This is a genomic window from Enterobacter cloacae complex sp. CARB60 (assembly GCF_036487345.1).
In the GTDB taxonomy this organism is placed as follows: Bacteria; Pseudomonadota; Gammaproteobacteria; order Enterobacterales; family Enterobacteriaceae; genus Enterobacter; species Enterobacter asburiae_D.
The window spans coordinates 4,572,046-4,598,953 of the sequence record NZ_JAZKLC010000002.1 but is presented as its reverse complement, the minus strand read 5'-3'; the positions used below and the strand labels follow the sequence as shown (position 1 = coordinate 4,598,953).

25 protein-coding genes are annotated in these 26,908 nt (G+C 57.6%); 10 read left to right on the top strand and 15 right to left on the bottom strand.

Annotated elements, in window-relative coordinates; all coding sequences use genetic code 11:
• Window positions 1-75: 75 nt before the first annotated feature.
• Together V4835_RS23100 and yicI are read left to right on the top strand one after the other, a co-directional pair.
• Window positions 76-1,467, top strand: a complete 1,392-nt coding sequence (locus V4835_RS23100) for a glycoside-pentoside-hexuronide family transporter (protein WP_198886717.1) — start codon at window positions 76-78, stop codon at window positions 1,465-1,467.
• A 12-nt stretch (window positions 1,468-1,479) separates the two neighbouring features.
• Window positions 1,480-3,798 (top strand): alpha-xylosidase, encoded by a 2,319-nt coding sequence (gene yicI, locus V4835_RS23095; RefSeq protein ID WP_331413888.1) that lies wholly within the window; start codon window positions 1,480-1,482, stop codon window positions 3,796-3,798.
• Window positions 3,799-3,882: 84 nt separating this feature from the next.
• On the opposite strand, the gene V4835_RS23090 is transcribed toward yicI, so the two are convergent.
• A complete protein-coding gene (locus V4835_RS23090) occupies window positions 3,883-5,577 on the bottom strand; it encodes an AsmA family protein (RefSeq protein ID WP_331413887.1) in 1,695 nt (564 codons plus the stop codon).
• 120 nt (window positions 5,578-5,697) lie between these two features.
• Window positions 5,698-7,089, bottom strand: a complete 1,392-nt coding sequence (locus V4835_RS23085) for a nucleobase:cation symporter-2 family protein (RefSeq protein WP_042714436.1) — start codon at window positions 7,087-7,089, stop codon at window positions 5,698-5,700.
• Between the two features lie 226 nt (window positions 7,090-7,315).
• On the opposite strand from V4835_RS23085, the gene gltS reads away from it, so the two are divergent.
• Entirely contained in the window at window positions 7,316-8,518 is a 1,203-nt protein-coding gene (gltS, locus tag V4835_RS23080) for a sodium/glutamate symporter (protein ID WP_063145642.1), read from the top strand.
• A 2-nt stretch (window positions 8,519-8,520) separates the two neighbouring features.
• Here gltS and recG read toward each other — a convergent pair whose 3' ends face one another.
• Genes recG through gmk form a run of 5 tightly spaced genes read right to left on the bottom strand, consistent with a single transcriptional unit; the run spans window position 8,521 to window position 14,387 of the window.
• A complete protein-coding gene (gene recG, locus V4835_RS23075; protein WP_331413886.1) occupies window positions 8,521-10,602 on the bottom strand; it encodes an ATP-dependent DNA helicase RecG in 2,082 nt (693 codons plus the stop codon).
• Between the two features lie 3 nt (window positions 10,603-10,605).
• Window positions 10,606-11,295, bottom strand: a complete 690-nt coding sequence (gene trmH / locus V4835_RS23070) for a tRNA (guanosine(18)-2'-O)-methyltransferase TrmH (RefSeq protein ID WP_024906644.1) — start codon at window positions 11,293-11,295, stop codon at window positions 10,606-10,608.
• Window positions 11,296-11,299: 4 nt separating this feature from the next.
• Window positions 11,300-13,414 carry a bifunctional GTP diphosphokinase/guanosine-3',5'-bis pyrophosphate 3'-pyrophosphohydrolase gene (spoT, locus tag V4835_RS23065; RefSeq protein ID WP_023309883.1) on the bottom strand — a complete coding sequence of 705 codons (2,115 nt, stop codon included), beginning with the start codon at window positions 13,412-13,414 and terminating at the stop codon, window positions 11,300-11,302.
• Window positions 13,415-13,433: 19 nt separating this feature from the next.
• Window positions 13,434-13,709, bottom strand: coding sequence for a DNA-directed RNA polymerase subunit omega (rpoZ, locus tag V4835_RS23060; RefSeq protein WP_000135058.1), 276 nt, complete (start codon window positions 13,707-13,709; stop codon window positions 13,434-13,436).
• A gap of 54 nt (window positions 13,710-13,763) precedes the next feature.
• Window positions 13,764-14,387 (bottom strand): guanylate kinase, encoded by a 624-nt coding sequence (gmk, locus tag V4835_RS23055; RefSeq protein WP_008502674.1) that lies wholly within the window; start codon window positions 14,385-14,387, stop codon window positions 13,764-13,766.
• 251 nt (window positions 14,388-14,638) lie between these two features.
• Here gmk and ligB point away from each other — a divergent pair, with 251 nt between their 5' ends.
• A complete protein-coding gene (ligB, locus tag V4835_RS23050) occupies window positions 14,639-16,309 on the top strand; it encodes an NAD-dependent DNA ligase LigB (RefSeq protein WP_331413885.1) in 1,671 nt (556 codons plus the stop codon).
• Between the two features lie 2 nt (window positions 16,310-16,311).
• Here the strand turns inward: ligB and V4835_RS23045 are convergent, their stop codons facing one another.
• Window positions 16,312-16,929: a trimeric intracellular cation channel family protein gene (locus V4835_RS23045; protein ID WP_023334014.1), complete on the bottom strand. Its 618-nt coding sequence runs from the start codon at window positions 16,927-16,929 to the stop codon at window positions 16,312-16,314.
• A 205-nt stretch (window positions 16,930-17,134) separates the two neighbouring features.
• Window positions 17,135-17,998 (bottom strand): YicC/YloC family endoribonuclease, encoded by an 864-nt coding sequence (locus tag V4835_RS23040; protein ID WP_063145645.1) that lies wholly within the window; start codon window positions 17,996-17,998, stop codon window positions 17,135-17,137.
• Window positions 17,999-18,123: 125 nt separating this feature from the next.
• Here V4835_RS23040 and rph point away from each other — a divergent pair, with 125 nt between their 5' ends.
• Window positions 18,124-18,840, top strand: a complete 717-nt coding sequence (gene rph / locus V4835_RS23035; RefSeq protein ID WP_010426431.1) for a ribonuclease PH — start codon at window positions 18,124-18,126, stop codon at window positions 18,838-18,840.
• A gap of 67 nt (window positions 18,841-18,907) precedes the next feature.
• Entirely contained in the window at window positions 18,908-19,549 is a 642-nt protein-coding gene (gene pyrE / locus V4835_RS23030; protein WP_331413884.1) for an orotate phosphoribosyltransferase, read from the top strand.
• Between the two features lie 84 nt (window positions 19,550-19,633).
• Here the strand turns inward: pyrE and slmA are convergent, their stop codons facing one another.
• From slmA to coaBC, 3 genes are all read right to left on the bottom strand, one after another.
• Window positions 19,634-20,230 carry a nucleoid occlusion factor SlmA gene (gene slmA, locus V4835_RS23025; RefSeq protein ID WP_024906630.1) on the bottom strand — a complete coding sequence of 199 codons (597 nt, stop codon included), beginning with the start codon at window positions 20,228-20,230 and terminating at the stop codon, window positions 19,634-19,636.
• A gap of 120 nt (window positions 20,231-20,350) precedes the next feature.
• Window positions 20,351-20,809 carry a dUTP diphosphatase gene (dut, locus tag V4835_RS23020; RefSeq protein WP_008502691.1) on the bottom strand — a complete coding sequence of 153 codons (459 nt, stop codon included), beginning with the start codon at window positions 20,807-20,809 and terminating at the stop codon, window positions 20,351-20,353.
• Window positions 20,787-21,998 carry a bifunctional phosphopantothenoylcysteine decarboxylase/phosphopantothenate--cysteine ligase CoaBC gene (coaBC, locus tag V4835_RS23015; RefSeq protein WP_087823747.1) on the bottom strand — a complete coding sequence of 404 codons (1,212 nt, stop codon included), beginning with the start codon at window positions 21,996-21,998 and terminating at the stop codon, window positions 20,787-20,789. Before coaBC ends, dut begins: the two co-directional genes overlap by 23 nt.
• 173 nt (window positions 21,999-22,171) lie before the next feature.
• Between coaBC and radC the strand changes: the two genes are divergently transcribed.
• The 4 genes from radC to mutM all read left to right on the top strand — a co-directional run bounded on the left by radC (window position 22,172) and on the right by mutM (window position 24,367).
• Complete coding sequence (gene radC / locus V4835_RS23010; RefSeq protein ID WP_331413883.1) at window positions 22,172-22,840, top strand: RadC family protein; 669 nt, start codon at window positions 22,172-22,174, stop codon at window positions 22,838-22,840.
• 218 nt (window positions 22,841-23,058) lie between these two features.
• A complete protein-coding gene (rpmB, locus tag V4835_RS23005; RefSeq protein ID WP_002436699.1) occupies window positions 23,059-23,295 on the top strand; it encodes a 50S ribosomal protein L28 in 237 nt (78 codons plus the stop codon).
• Window positions 23,296-23,317: 22 nt separating this feature from the next.
• On the top strand, window positions 23,318-23,485 hold the full coding sequence (gene rpmG, locus V4835_RS23000) for a 50S ribosomal protein L33 (RefSeq protein ID WP_003024094.1): 168 nt from the start codon (window positions 23,318-23,320) through the stop codon (window positions 23,483-23,485).
• A gap of 72 nt (window positions 23,486-23,557) precedes the next feature.
• Window positions 23,558-24,367: a bifunctional DNA-formamidopyrimidine glycosylase/DNA-(apurinic or apyrimidinic site) lyase gene (gene mutM, locus V4835_RS22995; RefSeq protein WP_331413882.1), complete on the top strand. Its 810-nt coding sequence runs from the start codon at window positions 23,558-23,560 to the stop codon at window positions 24,365-24,367.
• Between the two features lie 2 nt (window positions 24,368-24,369).
• On the opposite strand, the gene coaD is transcribed toward mutM, so the two are convergent.
• From coaD to waaA, 3 genes are read right to left on the bottom strand one after another with little or no spacing between them, the layout of a single operon-like run.
• Window positions 24,370-24,849, bottom strand: coding sequence for a pantetheine-phosphate adenylyltransferase (gene coaD / locus V4835_RS22990; protein WP_063145648.1), 480 nt, complete (start codon window positions 24,847-24,849; stop codon window positions 24,370-24,372).
• Window positions 24,850-24,852: 3 nt separating this feature from the next.
• Complete coding sequence (locus V4835_RS22985) at window positions 24,853-25,623, bottom strand: glycosyltransferase family 2 protein (protein ID WP_032661926.1); 771 nt, start codon at window positions 25,621-25,623, stop codon at window positions 24,853-24,855.
• The gene (gene waaA, locus V4835_RS22980; protein WP_063145649.1) at window positions 25,623-26,897 is read right to left on the bottom strand and encodes a lipid IV(A) 3-deoxy-D-manno-octulosonic acid transferase; all 1,275 of its coding nucleotides are present in this window, start codon (window positions 26,895-26,897) and stop codon (window positions 25,623-25,625) included. The genes V4835_RS22985 and waaA overlap by 1 nt, the downstream gene beginning before the upstream one ends.
• Window positions 26,898-26,908 lie beyond the last annotated feature (11 nt).

Sequence of the window (26,908 nt, the reverse complement as noted above, 5' to 3'; positions counted from 1 at the left end):
TACCCGCTCCTGAAACAATGGTTTAAAACTTTGTAACCGGTCTCAGCGCCCCCTACAGCGTGAAGGATAAAAAAGATGAGCGAAGTATTGTCAGTAAAAGAGAAGATTGGCTACGGCATGGGAGACGCTGCCAGCCACATCATTTTTGATAACGTCATGCTTTACATGATGTTTTTCTACACCGATATTTTCGGCATTCCCGCCGGGTTTGTCGGCACTATGTTCCTGCTGGCGCGCGCGCTGGATGCGATCTCCGACCCGTGCATGGGGCTGATTGCCGACCGCACCCGCAGCCGCTGGGGCAAGTTCCGTCCGTGGATTTTGTTTGGTGCCATCCCGTTCGGTATCGTCTGCGTGCTGGCCTACACCACGCCGGACCTCAGCCTCAACGGCAAAATGATTTACGCCGCCGTTACCTACACCCTGCTGACCCTGCTCTATACCGTGGTCAACATCCCGTACTGCGCGCTCGGCGGCGTGATCACCAACGACCCGACGCAGCGTATCTCCCTTCAGTCCTGGCGCTTTGTGCTGGCGACCGCGGGCGGCATGCTCTCCACGGTGCTGATGATGCCGCTGGTGAACCTGATTGGCGGCGACGATAAGGCGTTCGGCTTCCAGGGCGGGATCGCCGTGCTGTCGGTGGTCGCGTTCCTGATGCTGGCGTTCTGCTTCTTCACCACCAAAGAGCGCATCCAGGTGCCGCCGAGCACCACCTCCATGCGGGAAGACCTGCGCGACATCTGGCACAACGACCAGTGGCGCATCGTCGGCGTGCTCACCATCCTCAACATCCTCGCCGTCTGCGTGCGCGGAGGCGCGATGATGTATTACTGCACCTGGATCATGGGCTCGCCGGAGGTGTTCGTCGCGTTCCTCACCACCTACTGCGTTGGCAACCTGATCGGCTCCGCGCTGGCGAAACCGCTCACCGACTGGAAGTGCAAGGTCAGCATCTTCTGGTGGACCAACGCCGCGCTGGCGGTGGTCAGCGTGGCGATGTTCTTCGTCCCGATGCACGCCACCGTGCTGATGTTCGCCTTTATCTTCGTCATCGGCGTGCTGCACCAGCTGGTGACGCCAATCCAGTGGGTGATGATGTCCGATACCGTCGACTACGGCGAATGGACCAACGGCAAGCGCCTGACCGGCATCAGCTTTGCGGGCACGCTGTTCGTGCTGAAGCTCGGCCTGGCGCTGGGCGGGGCGATGATCGGCTGGATGCTGGCAGGCGGCGGCTACGACGCGGCAGCCAAAACCCAGAACAGCGCGACCATCAGCATTATTATCGGCCTGTTTACCCTGGCCCCGGCGGTCTGCTACGTGCTGAGCGCCATCATCGCCAAACGCTACTACACGCTGAAAACCCCCTTCCTGACCAAAATCATGGGCGAGCTGGCGCAGGGCGCGCGCCGCAATCAGCAGGAGTTTGAAAACCTGCCGGTCAGCAAAGAATTACAGAACTAAGAGGACGAGAGTATGAAAATCAGTGATGGGAACTGGCTCATTCAACCGGGCCTGAACGTGACGTATCCGGTTCAGGTGTTCGACGTGGAGCAGCAGGGCAATGACCTGGTGGTGTACGTGGCGCCGCGCGACGTGCGCGAACGCACCTGGCAGCTCGACACGTTGATGTTCACGGTGCGCCTGTTTGCCCCGCAGGAAGGGATTGTCGGGGTGCGCATCGAGCACTTCCAGGGCGCGCTGAATAACGGCCCGCACTATCCGCTGAACGTTCTGAAAGACGTGAAGGTAGAGATTGAAAACAACGCCGATTTTGCCGAGCTAAAAAGCGGCAGCGTCAGCGTGCGCGTCACCAAAGGCGAGTTCTGGTCGCTGGATTTCCTGCGTAACGGGCAGCGCATCACCGGCAGCCAGCTGAAAAACAACGGCTACGTGCAGGACAGCAATACCGACCGCAATTACGTGTTTGAACGTCTGGATTTGGGCGTGGGGGAAACGGTCTACGGCCTCGGCGAGCGCTTTACCGCGCTGGTGCGCAACGGCCAGACGGTCGAAACCTGGAACCGCGACGGCGGCACTAGCACCGAACAGTCCTACAAAAATATCCCGTTCTACCTGACCAACCGCGGCTACGGCGTGCTGGTCAATCATCCGGAAAACGTCTCCTTCGAAATTGGCTCCGAGAAGGTCTCCAAAGTGCAGTTCAGCGTGGAAGGGGAATATCTGGAGTACTTCGTGATCGACGGCCCGACGCCGAAAGAGGTGCTGAACCGCTATACGCAGTTCACCGGGCGTCCGGCGCTGCCGCCTGCCTGGTCGTTCGGCCTGTGGCTCACCACCTCGTTCACCACCAACTACGACGAAGCGACGGTAAACAGCTTTATCGACGGCATGGCCGAGCGCGACCTCCCGCTGCACGTGTTCCACTTCGACTGCTTCTGGATGAAGGCCTTCCAGTGGTGCGACTTCGAGTGGGACCCGGTGACCTTCCCGGATCCGGAAGGGATGATCCGCCGCCTGAAAGAGAAAGGGCTGAAGGTCTGCGTGTGGATTAACCCGTACATCGGCCAGAAATCCCCGATCTTCCGGGAGCTGAAAGAGAAGGGCTACCTGCTCAAGCGCCCGGACGGCTCCCTGTGGCAGTGGGACAAATGGCAGCCGGGGCTGGCGATTTATGACTTCACCAACCCGGAGGCGTGCCGGTGGTATGCCGACAGGCTGAAAGGCCTGGTAGACATTGGCGTCGACTGCTTCAAAACCGACTTCGGCGAACGTATCCCGACGGACGTGCAGTGGTTCGACGGGTCCGATCCGCAGAAGATGCACAACCACTACGCCTACATCTATAACGAGCTGGTGTGGAACGTGCTGAAAGAAACGGTGGGGGAAGAAGAGGCGGTGCTGTTTGCCCGTTCGGCGTCCGTCGGTGCGCAGCAGTTCCCGGTGCACTGGGGCGGCGACTGCTACGCCAATTATGAATCCATGGCCGAAAGCCTGCGCGGCGGGCTGTCGATTGGCCTGTCCGGCTTCGGGTTCTGGAGCCACGATATCGGCGGGTTCGAAAACACCGCCCCGGCGCACGTCTACAAGCGCTGGTGCGCGTTCGGGCTGTTCTCCAGCCACAGCCGCCTGCACGGCAGCAAATCCTACCGCGTGCCGTGGGCGTACGATGACGAGTCCTGCGACGTGGTGCGCCACTTCACGCAGCTGAAGTGTCAGCTGATGCCGTATCTGTATCGTCAGGCGGCGCTGGCCCGCGAGTTCGGCACGCCGATGCTGCGGGCGATGATGCTGGAGTTCCCGGACGATCCGGCGTGCGATTACCTCGACCGCCAGTACATGCTGGGGGATTCATTGATGGTTGCGCCGGTGTTCTCCGAGGCGGGGGACGTGCAGTTTTACTTGCCGGAAGGACGCTGGACGCACCTGTGGCATAACGACGAAATTCAGGGCAGCCGCTGGCATAAGCAGCAGCACGATTTCATGAGCCTGCCGGTCTACGTGCGCGATAACACGCTGCTGGCGCTGGGTAACAATAACCAGAAGCCGGACTACGCGTGGAACGAGGGGACGGCCTTCCAGCTGTTTAACCTGGACGACGGCGCAACGGCGGTGAGCAAAGTGCCTGCGGCGGACGGCTCCGTGGCGTTCACGCTGAAGGCGTCACGTCGGGGCGACATCGTGACCTTTACCGGCGCGGGAGACGCGCAAAACTGGTCGGTGTGCTTGCGCAACGTGCAGAAGGTGAGCGGCGTGAAGGGCGGTTCACACGCGGGCAGCGAGTGGGGTGTGGTGGTGAAAGCGGATGGGAATGAGGTGGTGGTTCACTTCTGAGCCGTAAAAATGCCCGGTGGCGCTTCGCTTACCGGGCCTACATGGGATCGTAGGCCCGGTAAGGCGAAGCCGCCACCCGGCTATTTACTGTGCCGGAGCCACCGCCGACACCATCCCGTTGGTCATCGTCTGCTGCACCTGCTGTTTATCCATATTCACCGCGTTCAGCTTGCCGCTCACCGTCGGCTTAAGCGGGACATTCGCCTGCACGCTGCCGCTGGCGGTGAGCTGAATATTGCCGTCGCCCGTAATCGGCAGCGCAGGCCAGCCCCACTGCTGCAGCACGTTGAGCGGCACGCCGCGCCCGTTCAGGCTCACCGTTGTCTGACGCTGCGGAAGCTGTGAAACCGTTGCGGTCGCTTCCAGAATACCTTTCTCGGTAAACGCGCTCAGGTCGGTAATGTTCACCGTGGCGGCGTTGGCGTTCAGCGCCAGCGACGGACGGCGCACGTCCACGCGGTTAAAGGTTGCCGCCGCGCCGTTCAGGGTTGCGCTACCGCCCCACACGCCCCACTGACGGTCTTTCACCAGCTGTAAATATGCGCCATAGCCGTCCAGGGATGTGAGCTGCCACGGGAAGGCGGGATCGATGTCGATCACCAGGTTGCGGCTCAGACCGAATTTTTTTAGCGTCACGCTGTTCAGCCATTCCGGCAGGGGATCCATCCACAGCGTTTTCCAGTTTTCAGGCAGGGTGTACTCCAGCCCGGCGATGGCGACATCGTCCAGCACCAGCGCTTTACCGTCACGCAGCCAGTTGCCGGAGGTGCGCACCATGCCGCCTTCCCAGCGGGAGGTGAACTGACGCAGCGCCATGCCCTGCGGGGAAAACTCCGCATTCAGGATCGGGTCGAAAAGATGCAGAGAGCCGTAGATAAACTCGCTGGCGTTCATGGACAGGCGACCTTCCTGGCTCTGCCAGTCGCCTTTGCTGAGCGTCAGGTTGCGCAGGCTTAAATCGAGATCGGTCACCGCCCAGTCCGGGCCCTGAAGCCGGGCGTCGGTCACGTCCAGACGACCAATCTGCAAAGAGGGGATGGTGGCCAGCGGCGCGAAGAACGCCGTCAGCGTTTTATCGCTCTGCAGGCGGATCTCGTTCAGGCGCATGGTGTCGATAATCCAGCTCCCGTCGGCGTTGCGCAGGGCGGAGCCGGTGAGTGAGCCACGGGCCATGTCCGCGCCAATCGTTTTCAGCACCACCTCCTTGCCGTTAAGCTGGCCCTCGATCAGCACGTTGGTGGCCGGTACGCCGTTCAGGGTCAGCGAACCTGCGCTCATCTGAATCTGCGCGTTGTTCCCCAGCACGTTGCCCGCTTCCGGCTGCCACGGGCTGACGCCGCCCGTGACCTTCTGCGCGCTCAGGTCCCATTCGGTATTCGGGCTGTTAAAGGCCATGTTGTTCAGCTGCAGGCGATCCGCCTGGAAAGGCAGCGGCGCGGTTTGCGGAGAGAGGTTCAGCGTGCCGTCGAACAGGGTGATGGTGTCCATATGCAGCGGATCGGTTATCTGGCGGCTGCTCAGGCCAATATCGACTTTTTTGGCTACCAGCGTGGCGGGTTTACCGTCCCGACCGAAGGTGACGTTTTCCAGAATGATGTGGGAAGGCGACGAAAAGCGGTGATTCATCTTGTCGAAACTGAGTTCGTAGTCGGTATTCACCGTCACCCAGCTGCTGACCTGAGACGCGCCCCAGCGGGTCTGGAGCAGAATGTAGAGCGCCAGTAACACAATGAGCAGAGCTACCAAAAGATAGACGAGTAGCTTTCCAATAAATTTCATGGTCTTCCATCCCGCAAAAACGCACATAAGGGAGTTATGCACGATTTATGCGCAATCCTCAAGGCGGGAATGGTGTAATTAGATGTCACGGCAGGCATTGACTGCCTGCCGTGGGAGAAATCAATTTTTCTCAGGCGGGAAAACGAGGTTCAGAACGATAGCGGTGATACCGCCCGCGGCAATGCCGGAAGAGAGCAGGTTTTTCACCCAGTCTGGCGCAAACTGCAGGATCAGCGGCTGCTGGGATACGCCCAGACCGACGGCCAGCGACAGCGCGATAATCATGATCGCGCGGCGGTTCAGCGGCTCGCGGGAGACGATACGCACGCCGGAGGCCGCGATAGTCCCGAACATCACAAGCGTTGCGCCGCCCAGCACCGGCTCAGGGATGTGCTGCACAAAGCCGCTTACCGCCGGGAACAGACCGAGGACGATCAGCATCAGCGCCACCACAAAACCGACGTAGCGGCTGGCCACGCCGGTCAACTGGATCACGCCGTTGTTCTGACCGAAGCAGGAGTTCGGGAAGGTGTTGAATACTGCAGAGACAAACGAGTTCAGGCCGTTCGCCAGCACGCCGCCTTTCAGACGCTTCATATACAACGGGCCGGATACCGGCTGCTCGGAGACGTCCGAGGTAGCGGTGATATCACCGATGGTCTCCAGAGAGGTGATCATAAAGACCAGCATCAGCGGCAGGAGCAGGCCCCAGTCAATGCCCAGGCCGTAATAAAGCGGCGTTGGGATAGTGATTAGCGCGGCATTTGTCGGTGCGGTATTTTGCGGCAGCATATCCAGCGCCCAGGCCATCAGGTAACCGGCCGCCATGGCGATCACCAGCGAGGCCACGCGCAGGTAGGGGTTACGCTGACGGTTAAGCAGAATGATGATCGCCAGCACGACACCCGCCAGCAGCAGGTTTTTCGGCGCGCCGAAGGTGTGGTCGCTCATTGCGGCATAGCCGCCGCCGATGGAGGTCAGGCCCACCTGGATCAGCGACAGGCCGATAATCATCACGACGACGCCGGAAACCAGTGGGGTGATGACGCGGCGAGCCAGATGCAGAACGCGGGAGATCACCATCTCCGTACAGCTGGCCAGCATCAGCGTGCCGAACAGCGCCGCCATCATGGTCGGAACATCCGCACCGCCGGTTTTCAGCGCCGTACCGCCCATGATCAGCGGTGCCACGAAGTTAAAGCTGGTGCCCTGAATCGACAATAATCCCGACCCTACCGGACCCCACGCTTTAATTTGAATAATCGAGGCCACGCCGGAGGCGAAGAGAGACATGCTGATAATGTGCTGCGTGTCCTGCGCCGGTAAACCGAGCGCCTGGCAAATCAGCAGCGCCGGGGTGATCACCGCAACAAACATCGCCAGAAGATGCTGGCAGGCGGCGAAAAGCGTTTGCGGCAGCGGCGGGCGGTCTTCAAGGCGGTAAATCAGTTCGCTATTTTGCTTCTGCGCAATCGGTTGCGCATCAGGCGACTCTATGGTGTTAACGGACATCGGCGGCAATCCCACGGTGGAAAAGCGGGCATTTTATCTGACCACCTGGTAAAAGCAAACGATTGCCAGCAAAAAAAGGGAAGAAAATCTGCCGCTGTGAGCAGGTTTTCTACAACGCATCGGGAAAAAAAATTACACTTTTTCGCGCCGGGAGCTCATGAAGAGCGCAAACCGGCCCAGGATAACGCCGCGTGTGTATGGAACACGCGCAAAACAGGAGCCTTCTATGATTCATCTCGATACGTTGTCGACACTTGTTGCCGCAACGCTGGTCCTACTGCTTGGCCGTAAGCTGGTACATAGCGTTTCCCTTCTGAAGAAATACACCATTCCTGAGCCTGTCGCCGGTGGCCTGCTGGTGGCGCTGGCTCTGCTGATACTGAAAAAAAGCATGGGCTGGGAAATCGATTTTGATATGTCCCTGAAGGACCCGCTGATGCTGGCCTTCTTTGCCACCATCGGCCTGAACGCCAACCTGGCGAGCCTGCGGGCGGGCGGTAAAGTGCTCGGCGTATTCCTGATTGTGGTGGTGGGGCTGCTGCTGATGCAAAACGCTATCGGCATCGGGATGGCGACGCTGCTGGGGCTGGATCCGCTGATGGGGCTGCTGGCGGGGTCGATTACCCTTTCGGGCGGTCACGGTACCGGGGCGGCGTGGAGCAAGCTGTTCATCGAACGCTACGGGTTTGAAAACGCGACGGAAGTGGCGATGGCCTGTGCGACCTTTGGTCTGGTGCTGGGTGGCCTGATTGGCGGCCCGGTGGCGCGGTATCTGGTTAAACACTCCACCACGCCGAACGGCAGGCCTGACGATGAGCTGGTGCCGACCGCGTTCGAAAAGCCGGACGTCGGGCGCAGCATTACCTCGCTGGTGCTGATTGAAACCATCGCGACGATCGCCATCTGCCTGACCGTGGGCAAAGTGGTTGCGCAATGGCTGGCGGGCTCAGCGTTTGAACTGCCGACGTTTGTCTGCGTGCTGTTTATCGGGGTGATCCTGAGCAACGGTCTGGCGCTGATGGGCTTCTATCGCGTGTTTGAACGGGCGGTATCGGTGCTTGGCAACGTCTGCCTGTCGCTGTTCCTGGCGATGGCGCTGATGAGCCTCAAGCTGTGGGAGCTGGCCTCGCTGGCGCTGCCGATGGTGGCGATACTGGCGGTGCAGGCGCTGTTTATGGCTCTATACGCCATATTTGTCACCTGGCGCATGATGGGTAAAAACTATGATGCGGCGGTGCTGGCGGCGGGTCACTGCGGGTTTGGCCTGGGAGCTACCCCAACGGCTATCGCCAACATGCAGGCGATCACCGAACGGTTCGGGCCATCGCACATGGCGTTTCTGGTGGTCCCGATGGTCGGGGCGTTCTTTATTGATATCGTCAACGCGCTGGTGATTAAGCTGTACCTGATGCTGCCGATGTTTGCCTGAAATCAGGCGTTGGAATAGCGCTCGGTTTCCGGCATCCAGCGCTCAATTAACGCTGCCGCCTGTTCGGGGTAGCGTTCATGAATATGGCGAGCCAGGCGCTGAACTTCGGGGATCATAGCCTGATCGCGCAGCAAATCCGCCACTTTGAATTCCGCGTTCCCCGTCTGACGCGTGCCCAGCAGTTCGCCCGGGCCGCGGATCTCCAGGTCTTTTTGCGCAATCACAAAGCCGTCGTTGCTGTCGCGCAGCACCTGCAACCGCATCTGGGCGGTTTTTGAGAGCGGAGCTTTGTAGAGCAGTACGCAGTGGGACGCTACCGCGCCACGGCCAACGCGCCCGCGCAGCTGGTGGAGCTGGGCAAGGCCGAGACGTTCCGGGTTTTCGATGATCATCAGGCTGGAATTCGGAACGTCCACGCCGACTTCGATCACCGTGGTGGCGATCAGCAGATGCAAATCACCCTGTTTGAACGACTGCATCACCGCCTGTTTTTCGGCGGGCTTCATGCGTCCGTGAACCAGACCCACGTTTAGCTCCGGCAGCGCCAGCTTAAGCTCTTCCCACGTTGCTTCGGCGGCCTGCGCTTCCAGCAGTTCAGACTCTTCAATCAGCGTACAGACCCAGTAGGCCTGACGCCCTTCGTGGGTGCAGGCGTTGCGCACGCGGTCGATGATATCGCTGCGGCGCGTGTCTGGAATGGCGACCGTTGTGACCGGCGTACGGCCCGGCGGCAGTTCGTCGATGGTGGAGGTATCCAGATCGGCGTAGGCGGTCATCGCCAGGGTGCGCGGAATCGGCGTGGCGGTCATGATCAGCTGGTGCGGGTGGAAGCCCTGCTGCAGGCCTTTCTCCCATAATGCCAGACGCTGATGCACACCGAAGCGGTGCTGCTCGTCGATAATCACCAGCGCAAGACCGTTAAACTGCACCTGCTCCTGGAAGATGGCGTGCGTGCCGACAATCATCTGCACCTGCCCGCTGGCAATTGCCTCCTGTTGCGCAAGGCGCGCTTTGCCTTTTTGCTTCCCGGCAAGCCAGCCCACTTCAATCCCCAGCGGCGCGAACCAGGCGCGGAAATTGTTGGCGTGCTGTTCTGCCAGCAGCTCGGTCGGCGCCATCAGCGCCACCTGTTTACCGTGGGCAATCGCGCGCAGGGCCGCCAGCGCGGCAACCAGCGTTTTACCGGACCCGACGTCGCCCTGCACCAGGCGCATCATCGGCACGTCGAGCGCCATATCGCGTTCGATTTCGGCGGTGACGCGCGCCTGCGCGCCGGTGGGTTTAAACGGCAGCGAGGCCAGCAGCTTATCTTTGAGCTCATCAAGCGGGCTTAAGGGCTGGGCGTGGAAACGCTGCGCGCCCGCGCGAAGCGCCAGCATGCTCAGGTTATGTGCCAGTAATTCCTCAAGGATAAGACGCTGTTGGGCGGGGTGTTTGCCGCTTTCTAAATCGCTGAGCTGCAGCGTTGGCGGCGGGCGGTGCAGGGTGCGCAGCGCCTCGGGCAGGCTCATCATGCCCTGCGCCAGCTCGGGCGGCAGCAGCTCGGTAATGGCGCAGGTATCCAGCAGCTCCAGCGCCTGATCGGTGAGCTTACGCAGCGTCGCCTGCTTGATGCCTTCGGTTGTCGGGTAAACCGGGGTGAGCGTCTCCTGCATCTCCGGCGTGCTGAGATCGCCCTGTACGCGGTACTCCGGGTGGATCATCTCTGCGCCGTATTTCCCGCGTTTGGCTTCGCCATAGGCCAGCACCCTGCGGCCCGTCGCCAGGCTGTTTTTCATTGCCGCGCTGAAGTTGAAAAACCGCATGGTGAGAATACCGGTGCCGTCGCTGATCTGGCAGGTCATCATCCGGCGTCCGCCGAAGGTGATGTTGCAGTTCAGGACTTCGCCTTCAACGGTGGCGTAAATGGCGGGAAGGAGATCGCCAATCTTATAGAGCTGGGTGCGGTCTTCGTAACGCAGGGGGAGGTGAAGCAGGAGATCCTGCACGGTGTGCAGGCCAATTTTTGCCAGCTTATTGCTTTGCGCCGCACCCACGCCCGTCAGGCTGTTAAGCGGGATGGCATCCAACAGGCGGCCTTTCATCGCTTACCCGGCGTACTGCATGGTGGCCCACCACTCGGCATCGGCTTCAATTTCGCCCTGCGCGTTGACGTGGGGGTAAGGCAATTTTTTCTGCTTCGCAACGCGAGCCAGCACCGGATAACCACCTTCAAACAGCAGGCGCTGCTGTTCCTCTTCCGGCAGCATGCTGTTGCTGCGCTCGTACATCCCGGCGTTCTGACGCTGGCGCTGCGCTTCATACAGAATGAGCGCGGACGCCACGGAGACGTTGAGAGACTGGACCATGCCGATCATCGGAATGATGATGTCCCGATCCGCCAGATCCAGCGCTTCCTGGGTGATCCCGGTTTTCTCCTGACCCATCAAAATGCAGGTCGGGCGGGTGTAGTCGATCTCGCGGAAATCCACGGCTTTAGCGGACAGGTTAGTGGCCAGGATCTGCATCCCGCGCCCTTTCAGGTGCGATACGGCTTCGCCAATGGTGTGATGATTTTTGACAGACACCCAGCTGTTGCTGCCTGCCGCCGCCGAGACCGTATTGCGCATACGGCCGTCCGGCCAGACGGCGTGCACTTCATGCACACCGACGGCATCTGCGGTACGAACGATAGCAGAGACGTTATGAGGCTTATGCACCTGCTCCATGCAGACCGTCAGGTCAGGCTGACGCCTGGCGAGCATTTCGCAGATACGTGCATAACGTTGTGAATTCATAAACCTAGTTTCGGTTTCGGGTGACTTTAATCACGTCCGGCATGACGCGGATCTTGCGCATAATATTCGCCAGATGCACGCGGTCGCGGGCGGTCAGACGAATAAAGGCGCTGTACACGCGGCCATCTTTTTCTTCCGTATTCAGGCTCTGAATATTGGAAGAGGCCGTGTTGATCGCTGCCGTCAGGTTCGCCAGGGCACCCTGGTGGTTGAACATATCCACCTTAATTTCGGTGATAAATTCCTGCGCGGTCTCTTTATCCCACTCGACCGCCATAAATTTCTCGGCTTCTTTCTGGTAGCCGCGAATGTTACGACAGGACTCGTGGTGGATAACCAGCCCTTTACCCGGGCTGACGTGCGCAATAATCGGGTCGCCAGGAATTGGACGACAGCATTTTGCGAAGGTGATCAGCACCCCGTCTGCGCCTTTAATCGGCAGGTGTCCGTGGCTTTGCGTGGTTGCCGGCACCGCTGTCGTGTCGCCTTGCTGCAGGTTCTTCGCCACCACCACGCTCATGGCGTTGCCGAGGCCAATCTCTGCCAGCAGGTCATCAAGCGACGCGAGCTTCATACGTTCCAGCTCACGCTGGACGTTCTCCTGCGGAATTTCAGCCAGCTTACGGCTGCCGCCCAACGCGTGGTTGAGCAGACGACGCCCCAGGCTGACGGAATCATCGCGCTTGAGGTTTTTCAGCAGCTGGCGAATTTTGGCGCGCGCCTTGGAGCTCACGACAAAGTTCAGCCAGGCCGCGTTCGGACGTGCGCCCGGCGCGGTAATAATTTCTACCGTCTGGCCGCTGGAGAGCGGCTGAGACAGCGGGTAAGGCTGTCTGTCGACGCGCGCGCCGACGCAGGCATGCCCGATATCGGTATGCACGGCGTAAGCGAAGTCGACCGGCGTTGCGCCCGCAGGCAGTTCGACAATGCGACCTTCTGGGGTGAAAACGTAAATCTCATCCGGGAAGAGATCGGATTTAACGCTCTCGATAAATTCAAACGAGCTACCCGCACTCTGCTGAAGCTCCAGCAGGCTCTGCATCCAGCGCTGGGCGCGGATTTGTGCGGTCGTGCTGCTTTCGCCACCGTGCTCTTTGTAAGCCCAGTGTGCGGCGACACCCATCTCTGCCATCTGGTCCATGTCTTCGGTGCGAATTTGCACCTCAACAGGCACGCCGTGTGGCCCGATCATCGAGGTGTGCAAAGATTGATAGCCGTTCGCTTTTGGAATGGCGATGTAATCTTTCATGCGACCCGGACGCGGTTTGTAGAGGCTGTGCATCTGCCCCAGCACGCGATAGCAGGTGTCCGAGTCGTGGACAATGACGCGGAAGGCGTAGATGTCCATGATCGAGTGAAAACGCTGCTCCTTGAGCACCATTTTGCAGTAGATGGAGTACAAATGTTTCTCGCGACCGCTGACGCGGCACGGGATTCCCGCTTCCTGTAAGCGCCCTTCGATTTCAGAGAGGATTTTTTGAATCATCTCTTTACGGTTACCGCGTGCGGCTTTCACCACCTCTTTAATCACGCGATAGCGATTTGGGTACAACGCTTCAAAACCCAGCTCTTCCAGCTCGGTTTTAATGTGATGAATACCTAAACGGTGCGCCAGCGGGCTGTAGATTTCGAGGGTTTCACGGGCAATGCGGCGACGTTTATCCGGACGAAGTGAGCCCAGCGTGCGCATGTTGTGGGTACGGTCAGCGAGTTTGATGAGAATGACGCGGATATCCTGCACCATCGCCATAATCATCTTGCGGAAGTTTTCGGCTTGCGCCTCTTTCTTGTCGCGGAAATTCAGCTTATCAAGCTTAGAGACCCCTTCCACCAGTTCGGCAACGCTTTTGCCAAACAGCTGTTCCATGTCCTGATAGGTGGCAGGGGTATCTTCGATCACGTCGTGCAGCAGAGCGGCCATTAGCGTTTCGTAGTCGAGTTTCATCTCGGCCAGAATACAGGCCACCGCTACCGGGTGCGTGATATAGGGTTCACCGCTTGAACGTGTCTGGCCCTCGTGAGCGTCACGTGCAACGAGATACGCCTGCTGAAGACGCTTAATCTGGTCTTCAGGCAGGTAGGTTTGAATCAGTTGATTCAGGCTTTCAAACAGATACAAGGGCGACCCGCAGGTTTAATTAACGACGACCTTCAGCAATAGCGGTTACGGCCTGCAGTTCTGCGGCTTCCTGCTCTTGCTGCTCCTGGCGCTCACGCACGTCGAGGATCTGGTTGTTGATCAGACCTTCTTCGATTTCGCGAAGTGCAATAACGGTGGTTTTATCGTTTTCTTCCGGTACCAGCGGATCTTTACCGCCTACCTGCATCTGACGAGCGCGACGCGCGGCGACCAGCACCAGGTCAAAACGGTTACCAATTTTCTCTACAGCGTCCTGAACAGTTACGCGTGCCATACTTAAAATGCTCCACAGGTGAAGAAATGACTGGGCATGATACTGAAAGTGGGTTCAGTCTGCCAACAGTTTGGTGATTAATGCGTCATGTCGCTGCTTCTGGCGGCTCATACGCAGACGTTCTGCACGAAGAATGGTTTTGAGATCGCTCAATGCGGCATCAAAATCATCATTCACAATAAGGTAATCATATTCCGCGTAATGGCTCATTTCTGCAACAGCCTGTTCCATACGCTTTGCGATCACTTCTTCGCTGTCCTGGCCGCGGCCACGCAGGCGGCGATCAAGCTCATCTTTCGATGGCGGTAAAATAAAGATACTGCGCGAGTCAGGCATTTTCTTGCGAATTTGCTGTGCGCCCTGCCAGTCGATATCCAGGAACACATTCACGCCCGTGGCCAGAACCTGCTCAATGGTTTCACGCGAGGTACCGTAGTAATTACCGAATACTTCAGCGTGTTCAAGAAACGCGTCTCTGCCGATCATCGCTCTGAATTCGTCGTGATCCACAAAGAAATAGTGTTCACCGTGTACTTCACCCGGACGCGGCTGGCGCGTGGTGTGAGAAACAGAAACCTGTGTGTCGTACAACGGTTGGGTTTTTAACAGTGCCTGAATAAGGCTGGATTTACCCGCGCCACTAGGGGCAGAAACAATATAAAGCGTGCCTTGAGCCATGAGAGTCTTTTGTATGTGTTAACGAAGAAGTCCTACATACGGGCTTATTATACACGTCGGCGCACCGTGACGTAGCCTTTGTCACACTTTTTCCCCTGGATTATTGAATTTTGCGTGCCGTTTTCAGGTTTTATCCGGGGTTTTCAGCAACCAAAAGAAATACCGGATGGCGTCTCGCATTGTGAAACGTTGCCGTTAGCGTTGTTTCGGGCATCCGGGTATACCTCCTGCATTGCAAAGGAGGGGTAGCGATGTGGCGATGGATAAGCGGGTTAATGCTGTTGTGGTGTGGCTATGGCGCGGCGGTATGTCCGGTGTGGTCGCAGGCAAAAGCAGAGAAAGAGATGGCGTCGTTAAGCGCGCAAATCAAACGCTGGGATGAGGCCTACTGGAAGCAGGGCGTGAGCGAGATCAACGACGAGGTTTACGACCAGCTTCACGGGCGGTTAACGCAGTGGCAGCGTTGTTTTGGCAGCGAGACTTCAGAAGAGAAACTCCCCGCGCTGAGGGGAAGCGTAAAACATCCTGTTGCCCACACGGGCGTGCATAAAGTGGCCAGCAAAGAGGAGCTGAGGCAGTGGATGCGTGCCCGACAGCATCTGTGGCTGCAGCCGAAAGTTGACGGTGTGGCGGTGACGCTGGTCTATCGTGACGGAAAGTTAACCCAGGCCATCAGTCGCGGTGATGGCCTGAAAGGGGAAGACTGGACCGATAAGGTACGTTTAATCCCGTCGGTTCCGCAAAAGCTCACCGGCGCGCTGGCGAATAGCGTCTTACAGGGCGAGCTTTTCTGGTTACGTGACAACCACATTCAGAACCAGATGGGCGGAATGAACGCTCGCGCAAAGGTGGCGGGGGCGATGATGCGGCAAAAGGATAACTCGCTATTGAGCAGGATAGGCATATTAATCTGGGCCTGGCCGGACGGACCGAAAGATATGCAGACCTCTTTAGCTGAACTGTCTCAGGCCGGTTTTACGCTGTCGGCACGGTATACGCTTCCCGCTAAATCTGTTGATGCCGTCGAGAAACAGCGCGCGGCCTGGCACGTGACCGCATTACCCTTTGCCACGGATGGCATTGTGGTGCGTTCGGAGGATGAACCCGCGGGCGAAGGCTGGCTGCCGGGTGAAGGCAACTGGGTTGTCGCATGGAAATATCCTCCTGCAGCCCAGGCCGCTGAGGTGAGTGATATTCATTTTTCCGTGGGGCGAACGGGCAAAATTTCCGTTGTAGCAGCGCTGGAACCCGTGCAACTGGATGATAAACAGGTGCAGCGGGTGAGTCTGGGTTCGGTTGGGCGCTGGCAGAGGCTGGATATTGCCCCGGGTGATCAGATACAGGTCAGCCTGGCCGGGCAGGGTATTCCCCGGTTTGATAAGGTGCTCTGGCGCGGGACGGACAGGCATAAACCAGAGCCTCCGGCCCCGCGCTATCATGCGCTTAGCTGTTTCTATGCTTCGCCGGAGTGTATGGAGCAGTTCTTTGCCCGGCTGACGTGGCTCAGCTCAAAGCAGGTATTCGATATTGAAGGATTAGGCGAGTCAGGCTGGCGGACCCTCTGGCAGGCGCATCATTTTGAACATCTCTTTTCATGGCTGTTATTAACTCAGGCGCAGCTGGAGTCTACACCGGGGTTTTCCTCAGCACGCGGGCTGGCGCTCTGGCACCGATTCAATCTGGTGCGCGAGAAGCCGTTTATCCGCTGGCTCATGGCATTAGGTGTGCCAATGACGCAGGCTTCGCTGAAGGCGATGGGAGACATATCGTGGCAGGAGATGAGCGGGCGCAACGCAAAGGTCTGGCAAACCCTGCCGGGAACGGGAGAGGAGAAAGCGCGACAAATCGTTAACTGGATGCACGCGCCTCAGATTGATGTGCTGGCGAAATGGCTCGCTGAACAGCACATCAGCGGATTCTGAAGCTAGTGCGCGCTGTGTTTGTAATGAAAAACGGGCAGCCCGAGCTTCAGACGCAGCGCCAGCATGCGGGCCGTAAAGCCAAACAGCAGCGTCGAGATGACCACCACGTCATGGTTCGAAACGTAATGCTGCAGGGCGATATAAAGTACCGCTGCCGCAAAGGAGATGCCGGCATACAGCTCTTTTTGAAAGACCAGGGGGATGCGCTTGCAGAACATATCGCGCAGCACACCACCGAATACGCCCGTGACCACGGCAGCAATGGTGGCGATGACCGGCCCTTCCCCCATATCGAGCGCGATTTGCGCACCGATGATCGAAAAGACGATCAGCCCCAGCGCATCAAGCACCAGGAACAGGCGGCGAAGATGGGGCATAACGGGCGCCACGATGGTGGTTAACACGGCAGCCGTCGCCACGATAATTACGTACTCAGGGTGTTTAACCCAGCCGAGCGGGTAATGGCCAAGCAGAATATCGCGTACGGAACCGCCGCCCAGTGCGGTCGCGGTAGCAATAATGATTACGCCGAAGGTATCCATACGGCGACGCCCGGCGGCAAGTGCGCCGGTCATGGCTTCTGCGGTGATGCCAATGAGATAAAGGATGTGAAGCAGCATATACCCTCCGGTGTGAACGCGGGGGAGGTTAGCGATTTGTGCGCAAGATCACGATTGAGATTTTCTAAGGCGAGTCAGTTTTCCCTATAAATTTTTATCAATTTGTATTGGGTAGGCTTGATGAAAGGCGGTGATTTGAAAAAATTGGCGTTGAGATGGATTAGAAATAGTAATGGGTGGTGCGGTCGACACCACCCGAAAGGCACTACTCGATATTCTGGATCTGCTCGCGCATCTGCTCAATCAGCACTTTCAGCTCAATCGCTGAATTCGTCACTTCTGCATTGATCGACTTAGACGCCAGGGTGTTCGACTCGCGGTTGAACTCCTGCATCATAAAGTCCAGACGGCGGCCCACAGCTTCTTTCTTCTTCAGAATATTGTAGGTTTCTTTAACGTGCGCTTCCAGACGGTCCAGCTCTTCAGCGACATCAATACGCTGTGCCATCAGCACTAGCTCTTGTTCCAGACGGGTGTTTTCCAGCTGAACTTCCGCTTCTTCCAGTTTGGCGACAAGACGCTCGCGCTGCCATTGCAGCACTTCTGGCATATGGGTGCGGACTTTGGCAACTTCGGTGCTCACGCCTTCAAGGCGCTGCTCAATCATCGCTTTCAGCGCCTGGCCTTCGGTTTCGCGAGCAACGATAAAGTCGTCCAGCGTGCCGTCGAGGGCTGCCAGGATTTCAGCGGCAATAGCATCCAGATCCTGCTCACCGGCGGCCATGACGCCAGGCCAGCGCAGAATATCAACCGGGTTGATTTCGCCTTCATCGCTCTGCATTTTGACCCAGTTCGCCGCATTCACGAGCTGTTTCGCCAGTTTTTCGTTGAGGATGAGTTCGCCCTGTGCGCTGGCATCAGGTTCAAAGCGCAGGTTACATTCCACTTTCCCGCGCGTCAGACGATTACGGATACGCTCACGTACGACAGGCTCAAGGCTGCGGAACTGCTCCGGCATACGGAAATACGTTTCCAGGTAACGCTGGTTTACCGAGCGCATTTCCCATGTGGCGCTGCCCCAGCTACCCTTGATTTCACGCCGGGCGTAGGCGGTCATACTGCGGATCATAGACATTCCCGTTTTTAAAGGAGAGATGGGGGGATTATAGCTTTCGGGGGCTTCTCAGGATAGGAATAAGCGTCCTTTATCCGTATAATGCGCAGCCACATTCGTTTCAAGCCGGAGAATCCATCATGCGTCCATCAGGCCGTAGCGCCAATCAGGTGCGTCCCGTCACCCTGACCCGTAACTATACAAAACACGCTGAAGGCTCCGTGCTGGTTGAGTTTGGTGACACTAAAGTTCTGTGCACCGCCTCCATCGAAGAAGGCGTTCCGCGCTTCCTGAAAGGTCAGGGCCAGGGCTGGATCACCGCTGAGTACGGAATGCTGCCGCGTGCGACCCATACCCGTAATGCCCGTGAAGCGGCAAAGGGTAAGCAGGGCGGTCGTACCATGGAGATTCAGCGTCTGATCGCGCGTGCGCTGCGCGCCGCCGTTGACCTGAAAATCCTCGGCGAATTCACCATCACGCTGGACTGCGACGTCATTCAGGCTGACGGCGGTACGCGTACCGCATCCATTACCGGTGCCTGCGTAGCGCTGGCCGATGCCCTGAACAAGCTGGTTGCGGCCGGTAAGCTGAAAACCAACCCAATGAAAGGTATGGTTGCGGCGGTTTCTGTCGGTATCGTTAACGGCGAAGCGCTTTGCGATCTGGAATACGTTGAAGATTCCGCAGCCGAAACCGACATGAACGTGGTGATGACCGAAGATGGTCGCATCATTGAGGTACAGGGTACGGCGGAAGGCGAGCCGTTCACTCACGAAGAGCTTCTCTCCCTGCTGGCGTTGGCCCGAGGGGGAATCGAATCCATTGTAACGACGCAGAAAGCGGCGTTAGAAAATTGATTTTAAAGGCGACCAATGAGTCGCCTTTTTTTTGCCTGTAAGACAGAAAAACCAAAGGAGCAAATCCATGAAATCGTATCAGCGCCAGTTTATTGAGTTTGCGCTTAACAAGCAGGTACTTAAGTTTGGCGAATTTACGCTGAAATCCGGGCGTAAGAGCCCCTATTTCTTCAACGCCGGGCTGTTTAATACCGGGCGCGATCTGGCATTGTTAGGCCGTTTCTATGCCGAAGCGCTGGTAGATTCCGGGATTGATTTTGACCTGCTGTTTGGCCCGGCCTATAAAGGCATTCCGATTGCGACCACCACCGCGGTGGCGCTGGCGGAACACCATGACCGCGACGTGCCGTACTGCTTTAACCGCAAAGAGGCCAAAATCCACGGTGAAGGCGGGAATCTGGTCGGCAGCGCGCTGCAGGGCCGCGTCATGCTGGTTGACGATGTGATCACCGCGGGAACGGCGATCCGCGAATCGATGGAGATTATTCAGGCCAACGGTGCGACGCTTGCTGGCGTGCTGATTTCTCTGGATCGTCAGGAGCGTGGTCGCGGTGAAATTTCCGCTATTCAGGAAGTCGAGCGCGATTACGGCTGTAAAGTGACGTCGATTATCACCCTGAAAGACCTGATTGCGTATCTGGAAGAGAAGCCTGAGATGGCGGACCATCTGGCGGCGGTACGCGCGTACCGGGAAGAGTTCGGGGTGTAATTAAATTGCGCCAATGGCGCTACGCTTACCGGGCCTACGCATTTCGTAGGCCGGATAAGGCGAAGCCGCCATCCGGCAACGGTGTTACTGCAACTGAGCAGCCACTAACGGCCAGCGGGCGTCAAAATCGTCCGTTGGACAATATTTGAACTCGCTGCGCACAAAGCGGGAGAGCATCCCTTCACAAAACGCCAGAATCTGGCTCGCCAGCAGCGTTTCATCAATGCTGTAACCTTCGCCTTCACGCATTTTCTTTTCGCGCAGTACCTGGCGCAGCTGCGCTTCAATACGTTCGAAAAGCTGGTTAATGCGGCCCTGCAGTCTGTCCTGCTCAAACATCAGCGCGTGGCCGGTGAGGATACGGGTTAAGCCCGGATTGCGTTCACCGAAGCCCAGAATTAACAGCACAATCAGACGCAGACGCGCGGTGGTGTCTTTTTCGTCTTTCAGAATCAGGTTAATGCGCGTGATCAGGCTGTCTTCAATAAACTCGATCAGGCTGTCGAACATCCGGGTCTTGCTCGGAAAATGACGGTACAGCGCCGCCTCAGACACGCCCACAGAGGCGGCCAGTTTAGCGGTGGTGATGCGTTGACTGCCATCGCTGGATTCAAGCATCAGAGCCAGAGATTGAAGTATTTCTTCGCGACGATTCCTTTTCGCGGTTTGTTTTTCTGCCATGTTACAAAATACCCCTGAAAATAAGCACTTGCCAGGCTGGCATCCACACAGCGACCGCAAACTGGCGTTTGCGGTTTGTTATTGCATTATGACGCTGTGAGATACGTGTCTTTCGGGCCGTTATTTGCGCCCGGAATGGCCGAAGCCGCCTTCGCCACGGTCGGTGGCGTCAAAGTCTGCCACCAGGTTAAATTCTGCCTGTACCACCGGTACAAAGACCATCTGTGCGATACGCTCGCCCGGCTCAATGGTGAAGCTGTCCTGACCACGGTTCCAGACGGAGACCATCAGCTGACCCTGGTAGTCGGAGTCGATCAGGCCGACCAGGTTACCCAGCACAACGCCGTGCTTATGGCCCAGGCCAGAACGCGGCAGGATCACCGCTGCCAGCGACGGGTCAGCAATGTGAATTGCCAGGCCCGTTGGAACCAGGGTAGTGGCACCCGGAGCCAGTTCTACGGCGTCATCGAGACAGGCGCGCAGGTCAAGACCGGCAGAGCCGGAGGTGGCATAGGTTGGCAGCGGGAATTGCTCGCCAACACGCGGGTCCAGAATCTTAACGTCGATTTTTTTCATCATAACGGGTAACGATCTCGTCGAGTAATTGTTGGCCCAGGAGTTCCTTGCGCTCAAGCGGTAAGACTTTATCTCCATCCTGCCAGAAAAGGTGCAGTGCGTTGCTGTCGCTGTTAAATCCTTGTGTGGCCAGCGATACGTCGTTCGCGCAAATCAAATCGAGGTTTTTGCGGGTACGTTTTTGCCGGGCATATTCTTCCACATTATTCGTTTCTGCGGCAAACCCAACAACGTATGGACGATGGCTTTTTAGTGCGGCGACACCGGCAACAATGTCCGGGTTTTTCACCATTTTTAGTGTTAATTCATCGCCTTGCTTTTTAATTTTAGCCTCGGCGATCGTCTCGGCACGATAGTCTGCGACGGCCGCACAGCCGATAAAAATCTGCTGGCTTTGCGCATGTGCCTGCACGGCGGCTTCCATTTCCAGCGCGGTGGTAACGTCAATTCGCTTCACAAACGCAGGGGTAGGCAGCGATACCGGGCCGCTCACCAGCGTGACGTTCGCGCCACGCCTTGCGGCGGCGGCGGCAATCGCAAAACCCATTTTGCCGGAGCTGTGGTTGGTGATGTAGCGCACCGGATCCAGCGGCTCGCGCGTCGGGCCCGCGGTAATCATGATGTTGAGATGTTGCAGATCGTTGACAGGCGAAAAATGGGCTGCGGCCATATCAACAATCGTCAGCGGGTCAAGCATGCGACCCGGGCCAACATCGCCGCAGGCCTGGCTGCCGCTGTCTGGGCCCCAGATAAGCAGGCCGCGTGAGGCCAGCGTCTCCAGATTGTGCTGGGTGGCCGCGTTACGGTACATCTGCTGGTTCATGGCAGGAACGACGGCAACAGGCGCAGGCGTGGCCAGACAAATGGTAGAGACCAGGTCGTTTGCCATACCGGCTGCCACCCGAGCGATTAAATCAGCCGTGGCGGGGGCGAGGATGACCAGGTCAGCCCATTTACCCAGCTCAATATGGCCCATCGCGGCTTCGGCAGCCGGATCGAGCAGGCTGTCAGATACCGGGTATCCTGAAACGGCCTGCAGGCTCAGGGGAGTGATAAAGGCTTTACCGCCTTCGGTTATCGCGACCCGCACATCCGCCCCGCGCTCGCGCAGACGACGCACCAGCTCCGGCGCTTTGTAGGCAGCAATGCCGCCGCTCACGCCAAGAACGATTTTTTTACCGGCCAGGCTCATCATGATTCTTTCCTGTTGGGTTTCACCAGAGAGCGGGCATTTTATCACAATCCCCAAAGCGGGGTGATTTTGTCCTTCGACCACTTTGCGAGGCGCTACGCAAGAACGCAATGTGGCCGTCGAGCGACGAATTGGCCTGTGGCAGCATGAGGTTAAAAAAGGGGAGAAAGAGCATGGAAGAAGAGGATGAGCAGCTGCTGCCGCGCGAAAAACTGCTGCGCTATGGCGTCACCCTGTTAAAAGATGATGAACTGCTGGCGCTCTTTTTACGTACCGGCACGCCCGGAAAAACGGTATTTACGCTGGCAAAAGAGCTGATAGCACATTTCGGTTCGCTGTACGGTTTACTGACCGCCGATCTGGCGCAGTTTAAGCACGTTGAGGGGATCGGCGTGGCGAAATATGCCCAGTTGAGGGGCATTGCTGAACTTGCCCGCCGTTTTTACAATGTTCGTATGGAGAAGGAAGATCCGATCCTGACGCCCGCGATGACGCGTGAATTCCTGCAAAGCCAGTTAACCGATATTGAACGCGAGATCTTTATGGTGATCTTTGTCGATAACAAAAATCGGGTGCTGAAACATAGCTGTCTCTTTGCGGGCACGTTGAGCCACGTTGAGGTGCATCCGCGTGAAATTGTGCGGGAAGCGATAAAAGTGAATGCAGCGGGCGTGATCCTCGCGCATAATCACCCCTCTGGCTGTGCAGAACCGAGCAGAGCGGACAAAGAAATCACCGAACGCATTATCAAATGCTGTCAATTCATGGACATTCGTGTGTTGGACCATCTGATAATTGGCCGCGGTGAGTACATTTCTTTCGCAGAACATGGCTGGATTTAGGCTATTTCTCGCGATCCATCGGGATCTTTGTCTGTTCGGGACTTGAGCACACCGCCGAGTCAGCGTATACTACGCCACCTTTGAGAATCTCGGGTTTGGCATTTGGGCCTGGCAATCGAGAGTTCACTTAGAACTATGCGATGACCGGGCTGTAAAGCCTGACGAGGCGCCGATACCCCATACGAAGCTCGAGCTAATTTGATTTTTGGAGAATAGACATGTCCCGAGTCTGCCAAGTTACTGGCAAGCGTCCGGTGACCGGTAACAACCGTTCCCACGCACTGAACGCGACTAAACGCCGTTTCCTGCCGAACCTGCACTCTCACCGTTTCTGGGTTGAGAGCGAGAAGCGTTTTGTCACCCTGCGCGTATCTGCTAAAGGTATGCGTGTAATCGATAAGAAAGGCATCGATACAGTTCTGTCCGAACTGCGTGCCCGTGGCGAAAAGTACTAAGTACTTAAAGAGGAAATAAATCATGGCTAAAGGTATTCGCGAGAAAATCAAGCTGGTTTCTTCTGCTGGTACAGGTCACTTCTACACCACCACGAAGAACAAACGTACTAAGCCGGAAAAACTGGAACTGAAAAAATTCGATCCAGTTGTACGCCAGCACGTACTGTACAAAGAAGCTAAAATCAAATAATTTTAGTCTCCTTGTATCGAAAAACCCCGCAACTGCGGGGTTTTTTGCATTCTGCATCTCAACGGAGGAACCATGCCTGAATTACCTGAGGTAGAAACCAGCCGTCGCGGCATTGAGCCACATCTGGTCGGCGCGACGATTCTTCACGCGGTGGTCCGCAATGGACGTCTGCGCTGGCCGGTGTCCGATGAGATCCATGCCCTGAGCGATAAACCCGTCCTTAGCGTACAGCGCCGCGCTAAATACCTGCTGCTGGAGCTGCCCGACGGCTGGATTATTATCCACCTGGGGATGTCCGGGAGCCTGCGCATTCTTACCGAAGAACTGCCTGCGGAAAAGCACGACCACGTCGATCTGGTGATGAGCAACGGCAAAGTGCTCCGTTACACCGACCCACGGCGCTTTGGCGCGTGGCTGTGGACGAAGGAGCTGGAAGGGCATAACGTGCTCGCGCATCTGGGCCCGGAGCCGCTTTCAGACGCGTTTAACGCGGAATACCTCAAGGCGAAGTGTGCGAAGAAGAAAAGCCCGATTAAGCCCTGGCTGATGGATAACAAGCTGGTGGTCGGCGTGGGGAATATCTATGCCAGCGAATCGCTGTTCGCGGCCGGGATCCATCCCGATCGGCTGGCCTCTACGCTGTCTGCGCAGGAGTGTGAGCTGCTGGTCCGGGTCATTAAGGCGGTACTGCTGCGCTCTATTGAGCAGGGCGGGACAACGTTGAAGGACTTCCTGCAGAGTGACGGCAAGCCGGGCTATTTTGCCCAGGAGCTTCAGGTGTATGGCCGTAAAGGCGAACCGTGCAGAGTCTGCGGCACGCCCGTTATTGCCACGAAGCACGCTCAGCGCGCCACGTTCTACTGCCGTCAGTGCCAGAAATAGGGTTACTTTAGCTTTTCCATCAATGCCTGGTGGACGTTCGTCGGCAGGAAATGGGTGACGTCGCCGTGATGACGCGCCACCTCTTTCACCAGCGTGGAAGAGATAAACGACCACTCTTTGGAGGGCATCAGGAACACGCTCTCCAGCTCCGGCATCAGGTGGCGGTTCATGTGCGCCAGCTGCATCTCATACTCGAAGTCCGCCACCGCGCGTAAACCACGGATCAGAATATTTGCCTGCTGGGCGCGGGCGAAGTTTGCCATCAGGTCGCTAAACCCGACCACCTCAACGTTCGGCAGGTGCGAAATGGCATCGGTGGCGAGCTTTACGCGCTCGTTGAGGTCAAACATCGGCTTTTTGCTGGGGCTGGCGGCAATGGCCAGGATCACCTTGTCGAACATGCACGCCGCACGGGTGATGATATCAACATGACCGTTGGTGATCGGATCGAAGGTACCCGGATAAATCGCTTTTGTGCTCATGGCTCACGTTTTCTCTGAGTAGCCGCGGCAGAGCGCCCACAGCTCGGTGTATTTGTTGAAAGTATACTGGGCATTCACTACCGCGAGTAACCAGCCCTGCTTACCGTCCAGTACGCCACCACGCAGCAGCAGCGTTTTCAGGAACGCGCCCAGCGTGTGGGTGAAGATTCCCGTCAGCGAGGCCTTCTTGCCGCGCTGGTGACGCTCCTGCGCCCATGCGGTGGCATAGTTGAGCTGTTTACGCTGGAAGCTCGCGAAATCACGGCAGGTCAGGTGCAGCAAATCGCCCGTCAGGGGGATGACCTGGGCGCTATCGCAGCTCAGGGATTCATGCACCAGATTATCGTTGTACTGATACCGCTCGCGCTCGTAGAGGCGCATGACGCGGTCGGGATACCAGCCGCTGTGGCGCATAAAACGGCCAAGGAAGTAGTTGCGGCGGGCAATGCTGTATACGGCGCCAGGCTGGGGCGAGGAAAGCACCGCCTGAATGGCCTGCTGAAGCTCCGGCGTAATGCGCTCGTCGGTGTCGAGCATCAGGACATAATCACCTGTGGCATACCCCTGCGCCCGCTGGCGCTGGATGCCATAGCCCTGCCAGTCAGCGTCGACAAAGACTTTTGCACCCGCCGCCCGGGCAACGTCCACCGTGTTGTCCGTACTTCCGGAGTCAAGAATGACTATCTCGTCAGCCCAGGCGACGGAGGCCAGGCAATCCGGAAGCAGGTCGGCGGCGTTTTTGGCGATCATTACGACCGACAGACGCGTTGACATTAGTGGCTCCGCTGGGGCAGATAAGGTTGCAGTAGCTGCAGCAGTCGGGTCAGTGCGCCCTGGTTCTGGTGCAGCACTTCGACGGCATGTCGCCCGTACCACAGGCGATAATCTTCGTCAGTCAGAAGGGTCGATACCTCTTTGACCACCGAATCCGCATCGGTCACGGTAATTAAACCATCGGCCTGCTGTAATTTCGCGCAGATATCTTTGAAGTTAAACGTGTGCGGCCCCATCAGCACCGGAATGGCGTGGGCTGCCGGCTCCAGCGGGTTGTGACCGCCGCGCTCGACCAGGCTGCCACCGACAAACGCGAGGTCAGCAATGCCGTACAGCAGCATCAGCTCGCCCATCGTATCGCCAATCACCACCTGGGTGCTGCCGGAAGGGATTTCACCGCTGCTGCGCAGCGTGAAGCTGAAGCCGCCTTTCTGGACCATTTCACGGGCATCTTTAAAACGCTCCGGATGGCGAGGCACGAGGATCAGCAGTAAATCAGGGAATTTTTCCAGCAGCTTGCGGTGAGCCTGCAGGATGATCTCTTCTTCGCCATCATGAGTACTGGTTGCAATCCAGACCTGACGGCGTGGGGCCCACTGGCGACGCAGTGTGATCGCACGGGCGGCGAGCTCAGGGGTAACAGAAATATCAAATTTCAGGCTGCCCGTTACCGCAAGCTGGTTGCGTTTCAGGCCCAGCGCGATGAAGCGCGCCGCGTCCTCTTCGTTCTGCGCGGCGATCAGCGTGATCCTGCTGAGCAGGCGGCGCATAAATTTACCCAGCTTGCCGTAACCCTTCGCCGAGCGCTCTGACAGGCGCGCGTTGGCAATGACCAGCGGAATTTTACGGGCATGCAGGGCGGAAATCATGTTCGGCCACAGTTCGGTTTCCATCACGATCACCAGCTTCGGGCGCACGGTGTTGAGGAAACGATTCATGGCGCAGGGCAGATCGTAAGGCAGATAGACGTGCTGCACGTCTTTGCCGAAAGCGGATAACGCGCGCTCGGAGCCGGTCGGCGTCATCGTCGTGACGGTGATTGGCAGCGACGGATAGCGGTGACGCAGGGCGCGAACCAGCGGGATCGCCGCCAGCGTTTCACCGACAGAAACGGAATGCAGCAAAATACCGTCCGGTGTGACTTTATTGCGGCAGAAGCCATAGCGTTCAGCCCAGCGTTTACGATACGCAGGCGCTTTCCGGCTACGAAGCAACAGTCTCAGCCACACCAGTGGCTGAATGATGTAGAGCAGAGCGGTATACAACAATTCCAAGCGATTATCCG